The 20,009-nt window shown below is 62.1% G+C and carries 22 protein-coding genes; 9 read left to right on the top strand and 13 right to left on the bottom strand.

The genetic code is table 11. The features are described 5' to 3' along the window. The first annotated feature begins 19 nt into the window (after positions 1–19). From moaB to ACYQ12_RS04535, 3 genes are all read left to right on the top strand, one after another. Entirely contained in the window at positions 20–601 is a 582-nt protein-coding gene (moaB, locus tag ACYQ12_RS04525) for a molybdenum cofactor biosynthesis protein B (protein WP_459868353.1), read from the top strand. After that, the gene (locus ACYQ12_RS04530; RefSeq protein ID WP_459868356.1) at positions 598–1,815 is read left to right on the top strand and encodes a molybdopterin molybdotransferase MoeA; all 1,218 of its coding nucleotides are present in this window, start codon (positions 598–600) and stop codon (positions 1,813–1,815) included. Before moaB ends, ACYQ12_RS04530 begins: the two co-directional genes overlap by 4 nt. A gap of 139 nt (positions 1,816–1,954) precedes the next feature. Beyond that, positions 1,955–2,323 (top strand): putative zinc-binding protein, encoded by a 369-nt coding sequence (locus ACYQ12_RS04535; RefSeq protein WP_459868359.1) that lies wholly within the window; start codon positions 1,955–1,957, stop codon positions 2,321–2,323. A 107-nt stretch (positions 2,324–2,430) separates the two neighbouring features. Here the strand turns inward: ACYQ12_RS04535 and ACYQ12_RS04540 are convergent, their stop codons facing one another. The 10 genes from ACYQ12_RS04540 to ACYQ12_RS04585 form a co-directional block, all read right to left on the bottom strand. After that, on the bottom strand, positions 2,431–2,745 hold the full coding sequence (locus tag ACYQ12_RS04540; protein WP_459868362.1) for a c-type cytochrome: 315 nt from the start codon (positions 2,743–2,745) through the stop codon (positions 2,431–2,433). A gap of 100 nt (positions 2,746–2,845) precedes the next feature. Next, positions 2,846–3,091, bottom strand: coding sequence for a cytochrome C oxidase subunit IV family protein (locus tag ACYQ12_RS04545; RefSeq protein WP_459868365.1), 246 nt, complete (start codon positions 3,089–3,091; stop codon positions 2,846–2,848). Positions 3,092–3,098: 7 nt separating this feature from the next. Further along, positions 3,099–3,713, bottom strand: a complete 615-nt coding sequence (locus ACYQ12_RS04550) for a cytochrome c oxidase subunit 3 (RefSeq protein ID WP_459868368.1) — start codon at positions 3,711–3,713, stop codon at positions 3,099–3,101. Continuing rightward, positions 3,710–5,551: a nitric oxide reductase activation protein NorD gene (locus tag ACYQ12_RS04555; protein WP_459868371.1), complete on the bottom strand. Its 1,842-nt coding sequence runs from the start codon at positions 5,549–5,551 to the stop codon at positions 3,710–3,712. The genes ACYQ12_RS04550 and ACYQ12_RS04555 overlap by 4 nt, the downstream gene beginning before the upstream one ends. Before the next feature lie 67 nt (positions 5,552–5,618). Further along, complete coding sequence (locus ACYQ12_RS04560; protein WP_459868375.1) at positions 5,619–7,043, bottom strand: cbb3-type cytochrome c oxidase subunit I; 1,425 nt, start codon at positions 7,041–7,043, stop codon at positions 5,619–5,621. 36 nt (positions 7,044–7,079) lie between these two features. Next, positions 7,080–7,526 (bottom strand): c-type cytochrome, encoded by a 447-nt coding sequence (locus ACYQ12_RS04565; protein ID WP_459636588.1) that lies wholly within the window; start codon positions 7,524–7,526, stop codon positions 7,080–7,082. Positions 7,527–7,608: 82 nt separating this feature from the next. Further along, complete coding sequence (locus ACYQ12_RS04570) at positions 7,609–8,430, bottom strand: CbbQ/NirQ/NorQ/GpvN family protein (protein WP_459868379.1); 822 nt, start codon at positions 8,428–8,430, stop codon at positions 7,609–7,611. Between the two features lie 431 nt (positions 8,431–8,861). Next, positions 8,862–9,587: an anaerobic ribonucleoside-triphosphate reductase activating protein gene (locus tag ACYQ12_RS04575; protein WP_459868382.1), complete on the bottom strand. Its 726-nt coding sequence runs from the start codon at positions 9,585–9,587 to the stop codon at positions 8,862–8,864. A 56-nt stretch (positions 9,588–9,643) separates the two neighbouring features. Further along, positions 9,644–9,820, bottom strand: coding sequence for an anaerobic ribonucleoside-triphosphate reductase (gene nrdD / locus ACYQ12_RS04580; RefSeq protein ID WP_459868385.1), 177 nt, complete (start codon positions 9,818–9,820; stop codon positions 9,644–9,646). Positions 9,821–9,843: 23 nt separating this feature from the next. Then, a complete protein-coding gene (locus ACYQ12_RS04585; RefSeq protein ID WP_459868388.1) occupies positions 9,844–11,586 on the bottom strand; it encodes a ribonucleoside triphosphate reductase in 1,743 nt (580 codons plus the stop codon). A gap of 195 nt (positions 11,587–11,781) precedes the next feature. Here ACYQ12_RS04585 and ACYQ12_RS04590 point away from each other — a divergent pair, with 195 nt between their 5' ends. The 6 genes from ACYQ12_RS04590 (at position 11,782) to ACYQ12_RS04615 (ending at position 16,806) form a co-directional block, all read left to right on the top strand. Then, on the top strand, positions 11,782–12,252 hold the full coding sequence (locus tag ACYQ12_RS04590) for a hypothetical protein (RefSeq protein ID WP_459868391.1): 471 nt from the start codon (positions 11,782–11,784) through the stop codon (positions 12,250–12,252). 112 nt (positions 12,253–12,364) lie between these two features. Further along, a complete protein-coding gene (locus tag ACYQ12_RS04595; RefSeq protein ID WP_459868394.1) occupies positions 12,365–12,760 on the top strand; it encodes a YbaN family protein in 396 nt (131 codons plus the stop codon). Beyond that, complete coding sequence (locus ACYQ12_RS04600) at positions 12,757–13,947, top strand: NnrS family protein (RefSeq protein ID WP_459868397.1); 1,191 nt, start codon at positions 12,757–12,759, stop codon at positions 13,945–13,947. The genes ACYQ12_RS04595 and ACYQ12_RS04600 overlap by 4 nt, the downstream gene beginning before the upstream one ends. A gap of 68 nt (positions 13,948–14,015) precedes the next feature. Further along, a complete protein-coding gene (budC, locus tag ACYQ12_RS04605) occupies positions 14,016–14,789 on the top strand; it encodes a meso-2,3-butanediol dehydrogenase (protein ID WP_459868400.1) in 774 nt (257 codons plus the stop codon). A 115-nt stretch (positions 14,790–14,904) separates the two neighbouring features. Then, entirely contained in the window at positions 14,905–15,759 is an 855-nt protein-coding gene (gene ttcA, locus ACYQ12_RS04610) for a tRNA 2-thiocytidine(32) synthetase TtcA (protein ID WP_459868402.1), read from the top strand. Between the two features lie 102 nt (positions 15,760–15,861). Next, positions 15,862–16,806, top strand: a complete 945-nt coding sequence (locus tag ACYQ12_RS04615) for a LysR family transcriptional regulator (RefSeq protein WP_459868405.1) — start codon at positions 15,862–15,864, stop codon at positions 16,804–16,806. Between the two features lie 266 nt (positions 16,807–17,072). Here the strand turns inward: ACYQ12_RS04615 and ACYQ12_RS04620 are convergent, their stop codons facing one another. The 3 genes from ACYQ12_RS04620 to hemN form a co-directional block, all read right to left on the bottom strand. Then, positions 17,073–17,402 (bottom strand): hypothetical protein, encoded by a 330-nt coding sequence (locus ACYQ12_RS04620; RefSeq protein WP_459868408.1) that lies wholly within the window; start codon positions 17,400–17,402, stop codon positions 17,073–17,075. A gap of 302 nt (positions 17,403–17,704) precedes the next feature. Beyond that, on the bottom strand, positions 17,705–18,448 hold the full coding sequence (gene fnr, locus ACYQ12_RS04625) for a fumarate/nitrate reduction transcriptional regulator Fnr (RefSeq protein ID WP_459868411.1): 744 nt from the start codon (positions 18,446–18,448) through the stop codon (positions 17,705–17,707). 124 nt (positions 18,449–18,572) lie between these two features. Continuing rightward, positions 18,573–19,958 (bottom strand): oxygen-independent coproporphyrinogen III oxidase, encoded by a 1,386-nt coding sequence (gene hemN, locus ACYQ12_RS04630; protein WP_459868414.1) that lies wholly within the window; start codon positions 19,956–19,958, stop codon positions 18,573–18,575. Positions 19,959–20,009 lie beyond the last annotated feature (51 nt).

The following is a 20,009-nucleotide window of genomic DNA, read 5'->3' on the forward strand; positions in this document are numbered from 1 at the left end:
ACAAGCGGAGGAAACAGCCATGGCCCATGTATCCAGCGACGCGGCGTTTGTACCGCTCAATATGGCGGTGCTCACCGTCTCCGACACTCGCGGCTTCGACCGCGATGGCAGCGGTGACCTGCTCAGTGCGCGGCTCGAGCAGGCCGGTCACCGCCTGGAGGATCGGCGGATCGTACCCGACGATATCTATCGTATCCGCGCGGTGGTTTCCGCCTGGATCGCCCGCGATGACGTCCAGGTGATTCTGGTCAACGGGGGGACCGGTTTCACGCCGCGCGACAACACTCCCGAGGCGCTCACCCCGCTGTTCGACAAGGCCATCGAGGGCTTCGGCGAGCTGTTCCGCCAGCTTTCCCTCGACACCATCGGCACCTCGACGATTCAGTCGCGGGCAGTGGGCGGGGTGGCCAACCGTACCCTGATCTTCGCCATGCCGGGATCACCCAAGGCCTGCGCCACCGCCTGGGATGGCGTGCTCGCCGCCCAGCTCGATGCGCGCACGCGACCGTGCAACTTCGTTGCCATGGTGATGCCGGACGCCGCCTGCTGTACCAGTCGTCAGCCAGAAGTTTCCCAGTCCGAACCGTGGGGACGCGTATGAGCTGCGACGCGCATGCCCACGGTCTTCTCGGTGTCGAACAGGCTCTGGCGCTGCTGCTCGAACGGGCCCGGCCGCTGAATGAGAGCGAGAAGGTCGATCTGGTGCAGGCTCGCGGGCGCATCCTGGCCCAGGATATCCAGGCGGTACTGGATATTCCCGGCTGGGACAACAGCGCGATGGATGGCTATGCACTCCGCAGCGGCGATCTGGAAGTCGCGCGCGACAGCCTGCCGGTCGGCCAGCGTATTCCTGCCGGAGCGGCGCCTGCCCCGCTGCCGGCGGGGCGTTGCGCGCGAATCTTCACCGGTGCGCCGATCCCCCAGGGGGCGGACTGCGTGGTCCCCCAGGAGCGCTGTGAAGTGCTGCAGGATGGCCGGGTGCGTTTCCTCGATCCCGTCACGCCCGGCAGCCATATTCGCCGGCGTGGCGAGGAACTGCGCCGTGGCGAGTCCCTGCTGGAGCGCGGCACCTGGCTGGACAGTGCGGCGCTGGGCGTGCTTGCCAGCCAGGGACTGGCGCAGGTCGAGGTGGTACGTCGCTTACGCGTCGCGTTGCTGTCTACCGGCGACGAGCTGGTCGAACCCGGTCAGCCGCTGCAGCCGGGGCAGCTGTATAACAGCAACCGGGTGGTGCTGGGCGCGGAACTCGCCGACGAAGGTATCGAGCTGATCGACCTCGGTGTGGTCGAAGACACGTTCGAGGCGGCCTGTGCCGCGCTGCAGCGGGCCCAGGCCGAAGCCGACGCGATCATTACCACCGGCGGCGTCTCGGTGGGTGAGGAGGACCATGTACGCAACGCTGTCGAGTCTCTGGGCGGCTTGCATTTTCATGGCGTGGCGATGAAACCCGGCAAACCCTTTGCCTTCGGCTGGGTCGGCGGGACACCGCTGCTGGGACTGCCGGGCAATCCGGTGGCCTCGCTGGTGACCTGGCAGCGTCTGGCACGTCCCTATCTGCGCCGTTGTCAGGGACGGCGTGCGTCGATGCCGCTGAGCTTCCCCGTGGTCGCTGGCTTCTCGCGTCCACTGCGTGCCCGCGAGGAGGTGCTGCGGGTAACGCTCAGGCAGGGCGTGGCGCATCTGGCCGGCGGACAAGGTTCGGCGATGCTGTCGGTGCTGACCCGTGCTGAAGGCTACCTGGTGATTCCCGCCGATCGGGAGGTCCGGGAGGGGTGGGAGTATGACTTCGTTCCCTTCGCCCGCACCGTCCTGTAGAGCCGCACCGTCCTGTAGAGAAGCCGGCCTGTAGAAGCCGTTCTGCAAGGGACCGAGCGGTCTGGCAAGCGGCTCGGTTCAAAAGCATGGCTCCAATCGCAAGCGGTGGTGAAGATATTCACGGCATAGGAGAACATCAATGAAGCGCAATCAGCGTCCTCTGGTCTATTCCTGCTCGGGCTGTTCCGATGTCGCCCAGCTCGCCAATGAGGTGGCGGTGCGCCTCGATCATGCCGGCACCGCGCAGATGTCGTGCATTGCCGGAGTCGGGGGTGGCGTCGAGGCGCTGATCAAGATCGCCCGTTCCGGGCGACCTGTCATCGGCATCGACGGTTGCCCCCTGCACTGCGTGCAATCCTGCCTCGAACAGATCGACCAGCCACTATCCGAGCACGTGAAACTCTACGACATGGGCTATCGCAAGCATCATGGTCGCCGGTATCGCGAAGAGGACATCCAGGCGGTCACCGCGGATGTCGGACAACTGATCGCTCGCCTGTCCTGTTAGCCTTCTTTCTATTGCGGTCAGAGGCCCTGTAAAAGAACCCGCCGTCAGGCGGGCTCAGGTTGAAAGCGAAGCCCGCCGAGAAGAGGCGGGCTTTTGCGTGGTTCCGGTTACGGCGTCAACTGGCTGAAGTAGGCGGCGATGTCGGCGATGTCCTGGTCGGACAGGCTCATGGCCTGCGGCGCCATGATTGCCGCGTTGCCGCCCTGACGCTGTCCCTCGCGATAGGCGGTGAGGGCGTTCTGCAGATAGAGAGCATTCTGCCCGGCGAGGTTGGGGTACATGGGAGCCACGGCTTGGCCGTCCTTGCCGTGACAGGCGACGCAGACGCCGATCTTGGATTCCCCGGCAGCAGGATCGCCTGCAGCATGGGCGACACCGGTCATGGCCAGTGTCAGCGCGGCGAGGGTCAGTAGTCTCTTCATGGTTTTCTCCTTGCTTCATGTTGTTTACCGGTGAGAGCCACCGGACATTCTCGTTGGCATTGTCCGCTCATCCGTCTGGATGGGCGGAATGCCTGGGCCGTCATGCCAGAATTTCCAGTGCGGCAATGATGGCCAGGACGAACATCAGCCATCCGCTGACGAAGTAGCGAAACAGGCGCGGGGCGTGGGCCAGTTCCATGAACCCGTCGATGATGATCTGTCCCTTGAGCGCGGTCAGACCCAGTACCAGAATGGGTAGCCAGGCAGCTTGCAGGCGGTGGCCAAGCGTCCAGGACAGCACGGTCAGCTCCAGCAGCACGATCCACATCCAGGTCAGCGGTTTCATGACGGCCTCACATGAGTACGTAAACGATCGGGAACAGCACCAGCCAGACCAGATCCACCATGTGCCAGTAGCTGGCGCCGCTTTCCACGGCGCCCACGCCGCGGGCGGGATCCTCGCGATACGTGTCATGCCGGCAACGCCGGGCCACGGCGAGGAGGATGATCATGCCCAGCACCACATGCATCAGATGGAAGAAGGTGACGAAGAAATAGAAGAAGTAGAACGTGCTGCTGCGCAGGGTGTAGCCTGCTTCGATCAGGCCGCCATATTCGGTGAGCTTGATCGCGACGTAGGCGACGCCGCTGGCCGCACCTGCCCATAGCCAGTGGGTGCAGGTTGGCAGGGATCCGGCCCGAATCGCTGTCACGGCACGTGCGACACAGTAGCTGCCGGTCAGCAGAATCAGCGTATTGATCAGCCCGAACGTGGTATGTAGCGTGCGCGCACCCGCCGCGAAGATTTCCGGTTCGTGGCTACGTGCCACGACCAGGCCGATCAGCAGCAGGCCGAAGACCGCCAGTTCCACGAGGATAAAGAACCACATGGCCAAGTCGCCGGGGAGGTGGCGGTACGGTGCGGTAACGGGCTCGCTTGGCGGCGAGCAGGCCTGGAGCATCTTCATGACGGCCCTCCGGTGAGCAGCAGGTAGAGCCGGGGCAGCAACTCGGGCAGTTGCTCCGGCTGACGCAGCAGCACGAAGCGCTGGCGGCCGAAGAGATATGGCAGATAGTCGGCGGCGTCCTGGTCGATGGTGACGCAGAATGGCTCCACTCCCGCCTGGCGTGCCTCGACCAGCGCGTGGCGAGTATCCTCGACGCCGTAACGGCCCTCGTAGAGATCCAGATCGTTGGGCTTGCCGTCGGTGAGCAGCAGCAGAAGCCGCTGGCCGGCAGGCTGCTGAGCCAGCACCTCGGTAGCTTGGCGGATGGCCGCCCCCATGCGGGTGTAATAGCCTGGCTCCAGCGCCTGGATGCGTCCGCGTACCGTGTCGTTCCAGGGCTCGGCGAAGTTCTTGATCATGTTGAAACGCACATGGTGACGACGCTTCGATGAAAAGCCATAGAAGGCGAAGCGGTCGTGACCGGCGTCGAGGGATTCACCCAGCAACTGCAGACTGTCGCGGACCACATCGATGACCTGGCCATCGTCGTTCACCCAGGCATCCGTCGATAGCGAAAGATCCGCCAGCACCAGGCAGGCCAGATCGCGATGACGCATATCCAGGTCCCGCCATAGTCGGGCGTCGGCAGGCGCCTGGCCACGCTGGCGCTCGGCTTGAAAGCGAATGCAGGCGGCGATGTCCACCTCGCGGCCCTGGGGTTGACGATTGCTCCACTGCCGTTCGGGACGCAGCGCCTCGAAGCGTTTGCGCAACTGGGCGGCCGTGGGTTGCAAGCGCGCGGGCAGCGGAGCGGGAGCGGCGTCGCGCGAGAGCATGGGAATCACTCGGCAATGGCGCTCGCGCAGCACGTTGCGACGCCAGTCCCACTCCGGCAGCAAGCGGCCTTCTCCGAGGGGAATGTCGTCTTCGGCGCTGGCGGGCAGGTCGAGATCGAGGCGCAGCCGCGAGGCGGGGGCCGTCGCGCGTCGTGCCAGGCTGATACGATCGAGGTCCTCGGCAATTTTCGCCGCGTCCTCGTCCTCGCTGTCATCGGTGGTGCGGTCCACCGGGACGTACTCGGACCAGGAAAACAGACTCTCCAGCCGGAAGATGAGTAGGCCGTCACGGCCGTCGACATCCTCGACGTATTCGGCCTGTTTGCGTGAATGCGCCGCCTGCAGGCGATGGCCGGGCGCACCGCAAGCCTTGCCTGGATCACGCTCCTCAGGAGTAGGGGCCGGGCCGATATCGGGACATGGATACAGCCACAACGGTACCGGCTGCGGTTCGCCCGGGGCGTCAGGCAGGCCATCGCGACAGCCGGGCACCCGCAGAGCATCCTGAATCATCCGCTCACGCCGGCCTTCGGCGCCGCCCAGTGTGGCGGGCGCGGGACGCTGCGCCAGCAGGGCCTCGACGAGACGTCGGTACAGCGGTTGCAAACCGGGAAGGGCGGCAAGCGTCTCGCCGACCAGGCGCTGGTTATCGACGAACCAGTCGGCCTGGGTGACGAGGCGGTCACGGCTGGCAAGGGCGACCAGCCACAAGTAGAGGTCACGATTGAGAGAGGCCTCAGGAAACAGTGCGATGCGCTCGGGAACCCGCACGCTTTCCTGATCCCTCCAGGCCATGGGATGGCGGCGTCCGGTGCCGGCGATGCGCTGCAGCCAGTGCCGGCGGGCCTTGATCTCGCGTGCGGTGGCCGGCGCCACGCGCAGTCCCGGATCGCCACCCAGGGCGCGCAGGACGATCGCCAGGCGAGTCTGCTCGTCGGCCAGCGTGACCGCGGCCTGGGCATGTTCGTCGTTGGCCAGCCGGGTGATCAGACGGTGCCAGCGGATACCGACCAGTTCTTCCATTGTCTTGTCCTCTTGGGGGGCGAGGCGCCTTGGCGACGCCGCTCCGGCGGGAGCGGCGTCGTTCAGCTCAGGCGTTGGCAGTCAGCGGAGCCGGCATGTCGGGCTTGTCCTGGCTGGAGGTCTCGCGTACGGCGACGAAGAAGCTGGCGAGATACAGCAACAGGCCCAGGGCGAACAGGCAGCCTGATCCCAGACGCAGCCAGTAGAAGATGCGCAGGGCGTCCTGAGTGGCCATGAAGGGCAGGGCCTGTCCACTCTCGGGCAGACGCTGCAGCCAGACCTGAGTCACGCCGGCCGCGGTGAGAAATACCGTGATCAGGAGCATGGAGATGCTCATCAGCCAGCAGGACTTGATTTCCAGTGCCTGGGCCCGCTCGCTGTTGCCGGCGGTGCGCCCGCGCAGGATGGGCATGGCGTAGGAGATGATGGTCATGACGATCATCGCGTAGGCGCCGAAGAAGGCCAGGTGGCCATGAGCCGCGGTCAACTGGCTGCCGTGGGTGTAGTAGTTCACCGGTGCCAGGGTGTGCAGGAAACCCCACACGCCTGCGCCCAGAAAGGCCATCACCGAGGTCCCCAGCGCCCAGGTGGTGGCGGCACGGTTGGGGTGGTTGCGGCGACGACGCTTCACCATGCTGAAGGCGAAGACCATCATCATGAAGAAGGGCAGCGGCTCCAGGGCGGAGAAGATCGAGCCCAGCCATAGCCAGTACTGGGGCGCGCCGATGAAGAAGTAGTGGTGGCCGGTGCCGATGATGCCGCTGATCAGGGCCATGGCAATGATCACGTAGAGCCACTTCTCGATGACTTCGCGGTCGACGCCGGTGGTCTTGATCAGCACGAAGGCCAGAATGCTGCCCATGATCAGTTCCCAGACGCCTTCCACCCACAGGTGCACGACCCACCACCAGAAATACTTGTCCATGGTGAGTGAAGCGGGGTTATAGAAGGAGAACAGGAAGAACACGGCGAGCCCGATCAGACCGGTGATCAGGATCATGTTGATCACCGTCTTGCGGCCCTTGAGGATGGTCAGTCCGACGTTGTAAAGAAACCCCAGCGCCACGATGACGATGCCGACCTTGGTGATGGTGGGCTGTTCAAGAAATTCACGGCCCATGGTCGGCAGCACGCTGTTGCCGGTTATCTCGGCCAGCCTGGCATAGGGCACGGCGAGATAGCCGACGATGGTCAGCGTACCGGCGGCGGCGAATACCCAGAACAGGATCCTCGCCAGCAGCGGGCTGTGCAGTTCGCGCTGACACTCTTCGGGCACCAGATAGTAGGTCGCGCCCATGAAGCCGAACAGCAGCCATACGATCAGCAGATTGGTGTGGACCATGCGGGCCACGTTGAAGGGGATTGCCGGGAACAGGAAATCGCCGATGAGGTATTGGGTGCCGAGTACCAGTCCGAACAGGATCTGGCCGACGAACAGGATGATGGCAAAGATGAAGTAGGGCTTGGCCACCGCTTGGCTCTGGTATTTCATGTGCGTTCTCTCTTCTTCCGATCGTGGTCGCAGGGCTCAGCCTTCGATGTTCGGCGGCCAGTTGTTGTCTTCGATGCGTGATGTCCAGATCAGGAACTCGGCCAGGTCGTCGACGTCCTCCTTGGGCAGGTTGAACTGGGGCATCTGGCGGCGGCCGGGTACATGTAGCGGCTGTGCCGCCATCCAAGCCTGGAAGAAGCCCTTGAAAGCCTCTTCGTTACCCATGCCGCGACGGTCGAAGACGTTGGCCAGCTCGGGAGCGAAATAGGCGCCTTCGCCCATCAGGGTGTGGCAGCCGATGCAGTTGTTCTCCTCCCAGATCTCCTTGCCGTGGGCGACCGCCTCGGTGATGCCTTCGCGGTTCTCGCGCTGCGGCAGGGCCGTCACCGTGTCGAAGGTCAGACCGAGAAACAGCAGGATGAAGAAAGCGCTGCCCCCGTAGTAGATGTTGCGGGCCATGCCCTTGGTGAATCTGTCAGACATCACGGTTTCCTCTTGTAGGGCGCGCGGTCCGGTATCTCATGTATTCGGTCCCGGCCTGGGCGCTGTCAGGTTGGCTCATCGTTCAATCGCGGCATCCGAAGTGGGCTCGGACGACATCCATCAGGGCATTCAGGGTGGTCGGATCGTCACTCAACGGCTGCGCCAGACATGCCTCGCAGGCGGCGGCCGGCTCCACGCCGTCCCTGATGAAGCGTGCGGTATGGATCAGCAGGCGAGTCGAGGCGGCTTCCTCGAGGTCGTGCTCGCCGAGATGGCGCAGGGCCCGGCCCAGCTCGACCAGTCGCGAGACGCGCGTGGCGTCGAGCCCGGACTCGCGGGCGACGATTTCGGCTTCTGCCGCGGTGTCGGGGTAGTCGAAGGCCAGCGCCACGAAGCGCTGACGCGTGCTCGGCTTGAGGCCCTTGAGCAGGTTGCGGTAACCGGGGTTATACGAGACCACCAGCATGAAGCCGGGCGCGGCCTCGAGCAGCTCACCGGTGGCATCGATGGGCAGCACGCGACGATCGTCGGCCAGCGGATGCAGCACGACGGTGGTGTCCTTGCGTGCCTCGATCACCTCGTCGAGATAGCAGATGGCGCCTTCGCGTACGGCACGGGTGAGCGGGCCGTCCTGCCAGAAAGTGCCGTTGGCGCCGATCAGGTGCCGTCCCACCAGATCCGCGGCGGTGAGATCGTCATGACATGCGACGGTGTACACCGGGCGCTGCAGCCGTTCGGCCATGTGCTGAACGAAGCGGGTCTTGCCGCAGCCCGTGGGACCCTTAATCAGGACCGGCAGGCCGTGGCGGTCAGCGTGCTCGAAGAGCGCGACCTCGCCTCCTGCGGCGCGGTAGTACGCCTCGCGTGCGGGAGGCCGGATGGGGGTGGTTGCCGGTGTGGCCATGGTCTGTCCTCGCCCTGATGCAATACAACGGATCTAATATGTATTTAATATACATCTTTAAGGGCTGATGGATATTGATCTGAGACAAATTTTTGCTGTGACAGGCGCTGCTTGCCGTCCACACCGGTATCTATCGGCCGGGCTGGCGCAGTCTCTGGGGCGCAATCATTGAGGCGGGAATGCAGCAGTCACCGAGAAGAGGCGAGTCGATGGGCGAGCGGCCGTACCGTTTCATCGGCAGGCCGGATACAGATATGTCCAGCGGGAGTGGCGATGGCCCGGGTGAGACTAGGCTTTGTACGAAAGCTGCCTACACTCGGCCATACGGCGTTAAAAATCAGCTCAAAATGCTCATTTACCTCTCGTAAACTCCGCCTTTTCGCTGTTTTTTGCCTTGCCTGACCATCGCTCGCCGACTTTTCGTACATAGCCTAGGTCCGCAGTTCCAACTGCGTGAAGCGCGGGCGCATCCAGACGAGCAGATTTTCCAGCGTGGCCTGGGCGAAACCGGGATGGGTGGCATAGGCCGGGTCCAGACACTGCCCGGGGCGGGCCAACTGCAGGGCGCACCGCTCGACACCGGCGTCGGCAAGCTGTTCGAGCAACAGGGCGATACGTGCCGGATCGAAGTCCAGCGGATGTACGGTGGTGCGGACCTCCCAGTCGATCGTCGATGCCTGCAGTTGGGTCAGGCTGGCGGCGACGCTGACGGCCATGCCGGGGCGGCCGCAGACGCGATCGTAGTCTTCCGGCAGCGCCTTGATGTCCAGCCCCACCCAGTCGAGAAGAGGCAGTAGCCGAGCCAGGCGTTGAGGATAGACACCGGCGGTATGCAGGCCGATCTTGTAGCCCATGGCCTTGACCCGTTCGGCCGCTGCGATAATCGCGGGGTGCAGGGTGGGTTCCCCGCCACTGAACACTACGGCTTCCAGCAGGCCGCGACGGCGTTCTAGAAACGCTTCTATCTCGGGCCACGTGTGGGCGGATACCGCATTGCGAGGAATCAGCTGGGGATTATGGCAGTAGCCGCAGCGTAGCGGACAGCCTTGGGTAAAAAGGACGCAAGCCAGGTGACCGGGATAGTCGAGTGTGGTCATCGGCGTGACGCCTGCGACGGGCAGGCTAAGGACATGATTGACGTAGGCCGTCTCGGGCATTGCGTGTTCCTCCGGCCGATCGATGGCCAGGGCGCCTGCCGGCGCCCTGGGACTGCTCAGTGACGGGGCAGGCCGTGTTCGATGAAGTGACGTCGTTCGGCATGCTCGGACTGCTTGCCCGGATTGAACTGGCTGACCGGACGGTGATAGCCCATCACCCGTGTCCAGACTTCGCAGCGCTGACGCTGGTCACTGGGCAGATCGGCGGCAGTGAGGGCGGTATTGGATTGCATGGCAAACTCCTTGTGAAAATAACCTAGGGTTGGCAACAGGTCGTTGCGGTGGATTGCCGCATCAGCAGAGCATCGTCGCAGCGCGGGCAAAATTCGTGTTCTCCGGCCAGGTAGCCATGTATCGGACAGATGGAGAACGTCGGCGTGACGGTGAGATACGGCAGGCGAAAGCGGGTCAGGGCGGTCCTGACCAGCTGTCGGCAGGCTCGGGCGCTGGAGATGCGTTCACGCATGTAGAGATGCAGCACCGTACCGCCGGTGTAGCGCGTCTGCAGCGGGTCCTGCAGGGCCAGTGCCTCGAAGGGGTCGTCGGTGTGGCCTACCGGCAACTGGCTGGAATTGGTGTAGTAGGGACTGTCCGGCGTGCCGGCCTGAAGGATGCCGGGGTAACGTCTGGCATCCTCCTTGGCGAAGCGGTAGGTGGTGCCTTCCGCGGGCGTGGCCTCGAGGTTGTAGAGATGGTCGGTTTCGGCCTGGAACTCACGCATCCGCTCGCGAATGTGTTCGAGCAGTTGCAGTGCATGGGCCTGGCCGTCGGGCATGTCGATCGTTAACGCATCGTCGCTGAAGTTGCGCAGCATCTCGTTCAGGCCATTCACGCCGATGGTCGAGAAGTGGTTGCGCAGCGTGCCCAGATAGCGCTGGGTATAGGGATACAGGCCGGCGTCCATGAACTGCTGGATGGTGGTGCGGCGGATCTCCAGGCTGTCGCGGGCCAGGGCCAGCAGTTCGTCAAGATGGCGATAGAGGCCCTGCCAGTCTCCCTTGTGAAGAAAACCGAGTCGGGCGCAGTTGATCGTGACCACCCCTAGGGAGCCGGTCTGCTCGGCGGAGCCGAACAATCCATTGCCGCGCTTCAACAACTCGCGTACATCGAGCTGCAGCCGACAGCACATCGAGCGCACCATGTGCGGTTCGAGATCCGAGTTGAGAAAATTCTGGAAGTACGGCAGTCCGTACTTGGCGGTCAGCTCGAAGAGTCTTTCGGTGTTGGGGCTGTCCCAGTCGAACTCCGGCGTGATGTTGTAGGTCGGGATCGGGAAGGTGAACACCCGTCCGCGGGCGTCGCCCTCGCGCATCACTTCCAGGTAGGCGCGGTTGAGCAGATCCATCTCGGCCTGTAGCTCGCCATAGGTGAATGGCTGCTCCTCACCGGCGATTATCGGTACCTGCTCGGCCAGATCCGCCGGACACACCCAGTCGAAGGTGAGATTGGTAAATGGCGTCTGGGTCCCCCAGCGCGACGGCACGTTGAGATTGTAGATGAATTCCTGCATCGCCTGGCGAATCTGGACATAGTCCAGCTTGTCCTTGCGTACGTAGGGCGCCAGATAGGTGTCGAAGGAACTGAAGGCCTGCGCTCCCGCCCACTCGTTCTGCAGGGTGCCGAGAAAATTGACCATCTGTCCCAGAGCGCTGCTCAGGTGTTTGGGTGGACCGCTTTCGGCGCGCCCGGGGACACCATTGAAGCCTTCGAACAGGAGTTGACGCAGCGACCAGCCCGCGCAATAGCCGCACAACATGTCGAGGTCGTGAAGATGCAGGGCGCCGTCGCGGTGGGCCTGGCCGATCGCCTCCGGATATACTTCGTCGAGCCAGTAGTTGGCCACGACCTTGCCGGCGACGTTGAGAATCATGCCGCCCAGCGAGTAACCCTGGTTGGCGTTGGCATTGACTCGCCAGTCGGCCTTGTGCAGGTATTCGTCGATGGTCCGGCGAACGTCGATGCGTGGCGGGACGCTTGGTCTGGGCTGGGCGGTAGGCATGTTTTTCCTATATATGGGTGGTTTTAGTCTCGTTGACACAACATGTTGTGGTGGTGAGACTAGCGGAGCCCATATTCCTTGCCTTGATCCAAGTCAAGTGATGCCCCCATTCGCACGGGACAGAATATGCCGTGCCTGTCCGGCCGGGCCGCTCGGGCAAAGAGGTCACATCGGTAAATCACAATCGGAGGCAAGATGGAGTTCACTCTGGCCCGCGTCGTCCATGTGCTGGCAGTCGTGTTCTGGATCGGTGGGGTAGCGATGGTGACGACCGTGCTGCTGCCCGCGGTACGTCGGTTCAAGACACCGGAAGAGCGAGTCGCCTTTTTCGAAACGGTCGAGTCCCGCTTTGCCACGCAATCGCGTATCACTACTCTGCTGGCCGGCATCAGCGGTTTCTACATGCTGCACGTGCTGGGCTGGCAGCGTCTGGCGATGGGCGAGTTCTGGTGGATTCACGCAATGATCGCGGTGTGGGGAATCTTCACGCTGATGCTGTTCGTCATCGAGCCGCTGTTCCTACACCGCTGGCTCAAGGCGCGAGCGAAACGGGCCCCGGAATCGACCTTCAGGATGATACAGATCCTGCACTGGGGCCTGCTGATACTGAGCCTGATCACCATTGCCGGGGCGGTCTCCGGTAGCCACGGCTGGTTCTGGTTCTAGCGCTTTCGCTTCAAGTGCTTGGCGTAGGCGCCCGCATGGACGACACCTGACCCAAATCAAGCCTTGCCAATAAGATGTAATTAGAATAAATCTTATTGCTGCGGAGGTGACCATGGCTTCGAACATTCTTTTTCGCCGCGCGCTGTATCGCGGGCTCGCTTATTCCAGTATCGGTCTCGGCATTGCCGGTATCGTGCTGCCTCTGCTGCCAACCACACCTTTTCTGCTGATCGCGGCCTGGGCGGCCCCTCGGGGGTCGGCGAGGCTCGATCGTTGGCTGCATACGCATCCCCGTCTGGGCCCCGTGCTGCACGCCTGGTATGAGCAGCGCGCAGTACCGCGCCGTGCCAAGTGGCTGGCCGGTGCGCTGCTGGCGAGCAGTTGGCTGGGACTCTGGCTGAACACATCGGGGCCACGAATCCCTCTGCTCGCCGGGGTGCTGTTTCTGGCCATTGCCATCTTTGTCTTCACCCGTCCCACTGCGCTAGCGACTCGGGAGGCTTCATGAGGCGTCATTCCCATAGGGCATCGGTACTGCTCGCTTATGCCTTTCGACCGTTCTTTCTCTTGACGGGACTTTACGGGGCGCTAGTGATACTGGCATGGACTGGCATGCTGCTGGGGGGCTGGTCTCTGCCGCTGGGCATGTCGCCGCTGTACTGGCACAGCCATGAAATGCTGTTCGGACTGGTGCCGGCGGCCATTGCCGGCTTTCTGCTCACCGCCATGACCAACTGGACGGGAGCTGCACCCCTGAAGGGCGGCGGATTGGCGGCGCTGGTGCTGCTGTGGCTGGCGGGGCGCGTGGCGATGTGGACGGCCGGCTGGTTACCGACGTGGCTGGTGGCGCTGGTGGATGTGGCGTTTCTGCCGGTACTGGCAGGCTATGTGGCATGCGTGCTGCTGAAGTACCACAACCGGCGCAACCTGATTCTGGTCGCAGTACTGGGCCTCTTGGCACTGAGCAATGGCCTCATGCATCTGGGCATGGCGGGCCGCGGCCTGGCCTGGTTGCGGCTGGGGGAAATGCTGGCGTTCGATCTGCTGACGGTAATGATCGTGGTGATTGCCGGGCGCATCACGCCGGCCTTCACGGCCAACTGGCTGCGCATGCATGGCGGACGGCCGGAGACGGTGCGCCGTTCCGAGCGCTTCGACCGCTATGTGCTGATCACGACCGCATTGATGATTCCTGCCGATCTGATGACCGGCCTGCCGTGGCTCGGGGCGCTGGTGGCGCTGGCGGCGGCAGGTATCAACGCCGTGCGCCTGTGGCGCTGGGCCGGCTGGCAGACCGCTTCCCAGCCGTTATTGTGGATTCTGCACCTGGCCTATGTGTGGATCGTGCTGGCGCTGGGACTCAAGGCGCTGGCGCCTTTTGCCGCTTCCGTTCCGGCCGCTGCCTGGCAGCATGCGCTGGGTATCGGCGGGATCGCCATGCTGATCCTGGGTGTGATGACCCGGGTGGCGATGGGGCATACCGGCCGGCCCATGAAGCTCCCACGCTTCGCCGTGATCATCTATCTGGCGATCCTGGCGGCGGCCGTCAGCCGGGTACTGATGGCGCTGCTGGTCATCGACTATCGCGCCGGGCTTATCGTCGCTGCGGTCGGTTGGGTCACCGCCTTTGCGTTGTTCGTCGCTCTGTACTGGCCGGTGCTGAGCCGCCCCCGGGCAGACGGGCAGCCCGGTTGAGAAGCGCTGCTTTCAGCATGGTCTACATTGGGAAGGCGACATACCCAACGACCATTGCGGAGTGACTCATGACCTCAGAGATGCAGCGTTTCACCGACAAGGTGGTCGTGGTTACCGGTTCCGGTTCGGGCATCGGTGCGGCCACGGCCAAGCGTTTCGACAGTGAAGGGGCCCATGTCGTGCTGGTGGGGCGCACCCGGGAAAAGCTCGACAGGACCGCTTCCCAACTCTCCGAGCGTACCTATGTGAGACCTGCGGACGTCTCCCGGCTCGAGGATGTGGAGGCGCTGTTCAAGGAGATCATCGACAGGTTCGGCCGCTTGGACGTGCTGGTAAACAATGCCGGGACCGTGGCGTCCGGCAAGATCACCGAAGCGAGCGTCGAGGAATGGAGAGACGTCATGGCGACCGATCTCGACGGGGTCTTCTACTGCAGCCGTGCAGCGATGCCCGAGCTGATCAGGCAGCGGGGCTGTATCGTCAATGTCTCGTCGGTCTCCGGCATGGGCGGCGACTGGGGCATGAGCTTCTACAATGCGGCCAAGGGCGCGGTGACCAATTTCACCCGGGCTCTGGCCATGGATCACGGCGCGGATGGCGTTCGCGTCAATGCCGTCTGCCCGAGCCTGACCTGGAGCGAGTTGACGAAGGACATGGCGGATGACGAAACGCTGATGAACAAGTTCAAGGAGCGCAGTCCCATGGGCCGCGGGGCCGAGCCCGAAGAGATCGGCGATGTGATCGCCTTCCTGGCCAGCCAGGATGCGCGCTTCGTCAATGGGGTCAATCTGCCGGTCGATGGCGGCCTGTCGGCGTCCAACGGCCAGCCTCGGCAGGCGTGATGGTAACCGCGCGGGCCGAAGAAGCGGTCCGCGCGTGCAGGTTCGGCAAGTACCCAGGCGGCCAGGGGCAATGATAGAATGGACGCCTTTCAGTCATTCCATCGTGTCGTATCCCATGCAAGCACTCTCCGGCAAAGACAAGCGCGAGTTCGACAAGCTTCACAAACGCCTGCGGCGTCAGGTCGGCAACGCCATCATCGACTACGGCATGATCCATGACGGTGACAAGATCATGGTGTGTCTGTCCGGCGGCAAGGACTCCTATACCATGCTGGAGATTCTGTTGAATCTGCAGCGCAATGCGCCTGTAAGCTTCGAACTGGTGGCGGTCAATCTCGACCAGAAGCAGCCGGGTTTCCCCGAGCATGTATTGCCCGAGTATCTCGAGCAGCGAGGCGTGGCCTACCATATCCTGGAGCGAGACACCTATTCGGTGGTCAAGGAGAAGACGCCCGAAGGCAAGACCACTTGTGCGCTGTGTTCGCGGCTTCGGCGTGGCTCGCTGTACGGTTTCGCCAAGGAGATCGGCGCCAACAAGGTGGCGCTGGGCCATCATCGCGAGGATATCCTCGAGACGCTGTTTCTCAACATGTTCTATGGCGGCACCCTGAAGGCGATGCCGCCCAAGCTGCTCTCCGATGACGGCAAGAATATCGTCATTCGTCCGCTCGCCTATTGTCGCGAGTCGGATATCGCCGAGTTCGCCCGGTTCATGGAGTTCCCTATCATTCCCTGCAATCTGTGCGGCTCACAGCCCAACCTGCAGCGTCAGGTGGTCAAGGAGATGCTTGGCGAATGGGAGAAGACGCATCCCGGACGACTGGAAACCATGTTCAAGGCAGTGACCAATGTCGCGCCGTCCCAACTCGCCGATCGCGATCTGTTCGACTTCACCGGTCTGGAAGCCAAGCAGGTGACACTGCAGGACAACCGTATCGAGGCCTTCGACCTTCTCGCCAGCCAGGCCTAGCGTCGCGGGAATGAACAGCACAGCGCGTGACGCCGGTTCTACCGGCGTCACGCATATGAAGGGAAGGGTCGATGGGCGAGCCAGTCACGGAGAACGGAAGCGATGGATAGAGCGTCTCGCCTGCTGCTTTTTCTCGACGTAGTCGAAGCGGGGAGTTTTACCCGTGCGGCGGACCGGCGCAACATCAACCGTTCCGTGGTGTCTCGCCAGATCGGCCATCTCGAAGACGACCTCCAGGTGCGTCTGTTCAATCGCTCGACACGCAGCCTGTCGCTGACCGGCGTCGGACAGGAAATCTACAAGCGCAGCCTGCTGCTGCGAGAAACGCTGGAGGAGACCGAGGAGATCGCCAGCGCCTATCACAAGGCGCCGCAGGGGACCCTCAAAGTGTCTTGCCCCACCCACTTCGGACGTCTGTACGTGGAAGAGGCGGTGCGGATGTTCCTCGAGCGTTACCCAGAAACCCATGTCGAGATCCAGCTCGATGAGCGCACGGTCGACCTGATCGGTGGCGGTTACGATCTTGCCGTGCGCCTGCTGCCGCTCGAGGACTCGAACCTGATCGCGCGTCCTCTCGCACGCAATCGGCCCATCATCTGCGCCAGCCCGGCCTTCATCGAACGTTTCGGGATGCCTGCGAGTCTCGAAGAGCTGGTGCGTCTGCCCGCGGCCATTTACTCTCGTGACGGACTGGTGCTCGACAGTGTGCGCTATGCCAATCCGCAAGGCGGCACGGAAAAGATTCCTCTGAATCCCCGGTTACGCTCCAATGATCCACTGGCCGTCTACAGCACGATGCGCCATGGGCTGTGCTTCGGCGTGCTGTCCAGCTTCGTGTTGAGCGAGGAAATTCTTACTGGAGAACTCATCCCTCTGCTGACGGATCTGCCCCTCGTCGATTACCCCGATATCCATATCGTCTATCCCCATCGCGAATATCTGGCCCAGAAAACGGCGCGTTTTATAGACTGCCTGAAGGAGGTCGTTGGCGAACCCCCGATATGGGAGCGTCACATTCCTGGTTTCGACAGCATGTATGGCCATTAGGCTTTGTACGAAAACTGCCTACACTCGACCATACGGCGTTAAAAATCAGCTCAAAGTGCTCATTTACCTCTCGTAAACTCCGCATTTTCACTGCTTTTTGCCTTGCCTGATCATCGCTCGCCGACTTTTCGTACATAGCCTAGAACAGCCGTTTGCCTTCAGTGCAGCATGCTGGGAATGAGAAAGGTCTTGATATAAAAAAACCCGCCGAAGCGGGCTGTAAGAGTACAAGTCGGATTCTGTCCTGCCGGTGGTGTGATGCGGATTTACTCGAAGCGGCTCTGCATGATCGGCTCGATAGCCAGCAGCGGCTCGTTGACGTGCTCGAAGGCCTGCACAATGGCGTTTCCCGTCTTGTGCGGCTTCAGCGATGACGATGCCCCCTGGGACATATCCACTTTCGCGGCATTCAGATGCGCAGTGGGAATCAGCGGCTGGTGGACGTCCACGAACGCGGTGCTGCTGTCCTGCTCGATCATGATCTGAGACGGCGCGCTCTGGGAGAAGGTGCCTTGGGACAGGGTCGCCGCCGTTGCCGTGCCGGTAGCAGCCACAGTCGTCAATACGGCAAAAACGGCAGCTAGTGAAGTGCGCATAATCGGTTCCTCAATGGATCGTATGGGAGGAAAACGGCACTACTCGCTGGGATGCGTCTGAAGTTGCCGTGTTTTCTCTATGGGAGCCATTATACGGCGCAGGAAAGAGCGATAAATGCACGCATCGGCACTTCACTGTTGCATTTTTGGCAACAAACTAGCCTCGTCACGCTGATGCGCGCCAGCGCTTGTTGCGATTTCTGTTCAATAGACAGCAAGAATTGTGCCGAAAGGCAACGGAGAGGGCATGAAATGGAAGGTACACGATGCCGGTGAGTGACCGGCATCAACAGGATACGGCGTTACTGGCAGCCTTCGCCTTCGGCCAGTGCCGATAGGGCATCGAGGTCGAGTACATGCACTTCGCGGCCTTGGACGGAAACCAGCCCCTGTTGCTGAAAGCGGCTCAGGATACGACTGACGGTTTCCACGGCAAGGCCCAGATAGTTGCCGATATCGGCACGCGACATCGACAGACGGAAGCTGTAGGGAGAGTAGCCACGGCGGCGGAAGCGCATCGACAGGGTAGTGAAGAAGTTGGCCAGACGCTCGTCAGCGGTCTTGCGTGACAGAAGACGCATCATGCGCCGGTCGTCGCGCATCTCCTTGCTCATGCTGCGATACAACTGGTTGCGCAGCTGGGGAAGCCGTTCGGAGAGCGTATCCAGACGATCGAAGGGAATTTCGCAGACGGTAGTGGTCTCCAGGGCGATCACGCTGCCGAGATAGGTCTGCTCGTCAATCCCATCGAGACCGACCAGTTCACTGGGCAGATAGAAATTGGTGAGCTGTTCCTCACCGGTACTGTCGGTGGTGATCTGCTTGAGGCTCCCGGAGCGGACGGCGAAGACACTCATGAACGGCGTGCCCTGGCGAAACAAGGCTTCCCCTTTCTTCAATGGGGCACGGCGCTGAATGATGGCGTCGAACTGGCTCATGTCTTCGAGCTCCAGAGCCAGCGGCAAACACAGCGAGCTCAAGCTGCAGGTCTGGCAGCGTGTCTCATTCAGGCGGGCATGTCGTGAGGTGGCGACCGGGCTTAGCATGATGTCCTCCACAGTGGCGGCTGAACCCATTATGGAGGAAGCTCTGGCGATAAAAAAGCGAAGTATGCCTAGCTGCGACCTTTTGTATCGTAGTGTTGTCGAAAAGTTCCCTGCTTACCTCATGTTAGGTAGGGAAAAATTTTTCGAGCTCTGCAAGGAGATACGCAATGGCGAGGCGGCCCGGTGACGTCACCTTCAGGTTTTTGCCGTCGAACAGAAAGAAGTCGTCCGGAATGGTAGGCGTCAGGTGCGCCTGGAGTCTCTCGAGATATCGAAGACCATCGATGTCGAACCTTGCACCGATGTCGGCAGCGTCCAGTGCCATATCGCATGTCAGACGCTGAATGACATATTGTCGTATCCTCTCATCCTGATCCAGGCACAAGCCCCTGACACTTGCCAGTTGGCCATTGGAGATCCGCTTTTCCCAACGGGGAATCTCGAGGGCATTTTGGACATGGCAGTTTCCGATCCGGCTGATCGAGGAGACGCCCAGACCGATCAGATCGCCCGGAGGTTGGGAAGTGAAACCGCGTGGTCCCATGTATAGCCTGCCTTCCCGTTGAGCGCGAACGAGGTCGTCATCGGGGCGAGCGTAAAGTCCCATTGCGATGTGGCAATACCCCGCTGCGCCCAGCAACTCATGCGAGAGACGCCGGATCGCCAGCTTTTCCTCCCCATCGGGCAATTGCGCTGCGTTGAGTTGACGCTGTATGCCAAAGTGCTCCGGACGATGTTCATAACCATGCAGCGTCAGCCGGGCCGGAGCCAAGTCGATGATCTGTTCAAGCGTGGCTCCGAAGCTCTCCCGCGTCTGGAGGGGCAGCCCGTAGATCAGGTCGATGTTGAGTGAACGAAACCCCAGTCGCATGGCCTCGTCGATGAGAATTTCGGTCAGTCGACGCGGCTGGATACGATTGACGGCGCGTAGCACCTGCCTGTCCAGATCCTGAACGCCCAGACTCAGACGATTGAACCCTAGAGCCTGGAGATGGCGAAGCGTAAAGACATCGGCAGCCCGGGGATCGATCTCGATGGCGTAGTCGCGATGTGTTGCGCTGGAAAGGCCGAAGTGCGCGTCGAGCTGGTCCACCAGTCGGCTCATTTGGTCCAGTGAAAGAAAAGTGGGGGTACCGCCATGCCAGTAAAGCTGCTCGATCTGGCGTGTCGTGCCCAGATGGCCTGCGAACAACCCCATTTCTCCATCCAGGTGTTCCAGATAGGGAATGGCCAGTCGTGGTTCCTCTAGAATCACGGGCCGGCAATGGCAATAGAGGCAGGCGCTGCGACAGAAAGGGATATTGACATCAATCGCCAGGGGAAGGGCATCGTCCCGTCGGGAAAGCGCTTCGATGAGTGCCGCTGTGCCAATGTCCGCAGTGAAACTCGAAGCTGGTGGGAAATAGGCGTATCCCGCTTCCTCTGGTGGGTAGCGGTGCATCAGGGCATCGTCCCAGATCGGATAGGTCGGGGAGGGAAAAGGCTTTTCGGGTACTGCGTCGGCGGCCATGGGGTGTGTCTCGAATATCGCGGTTCTCCCATGCTATGCCGCCAAGGCGAC

The organism is Halomonas shantousis, from assembly GCF_054654615.1.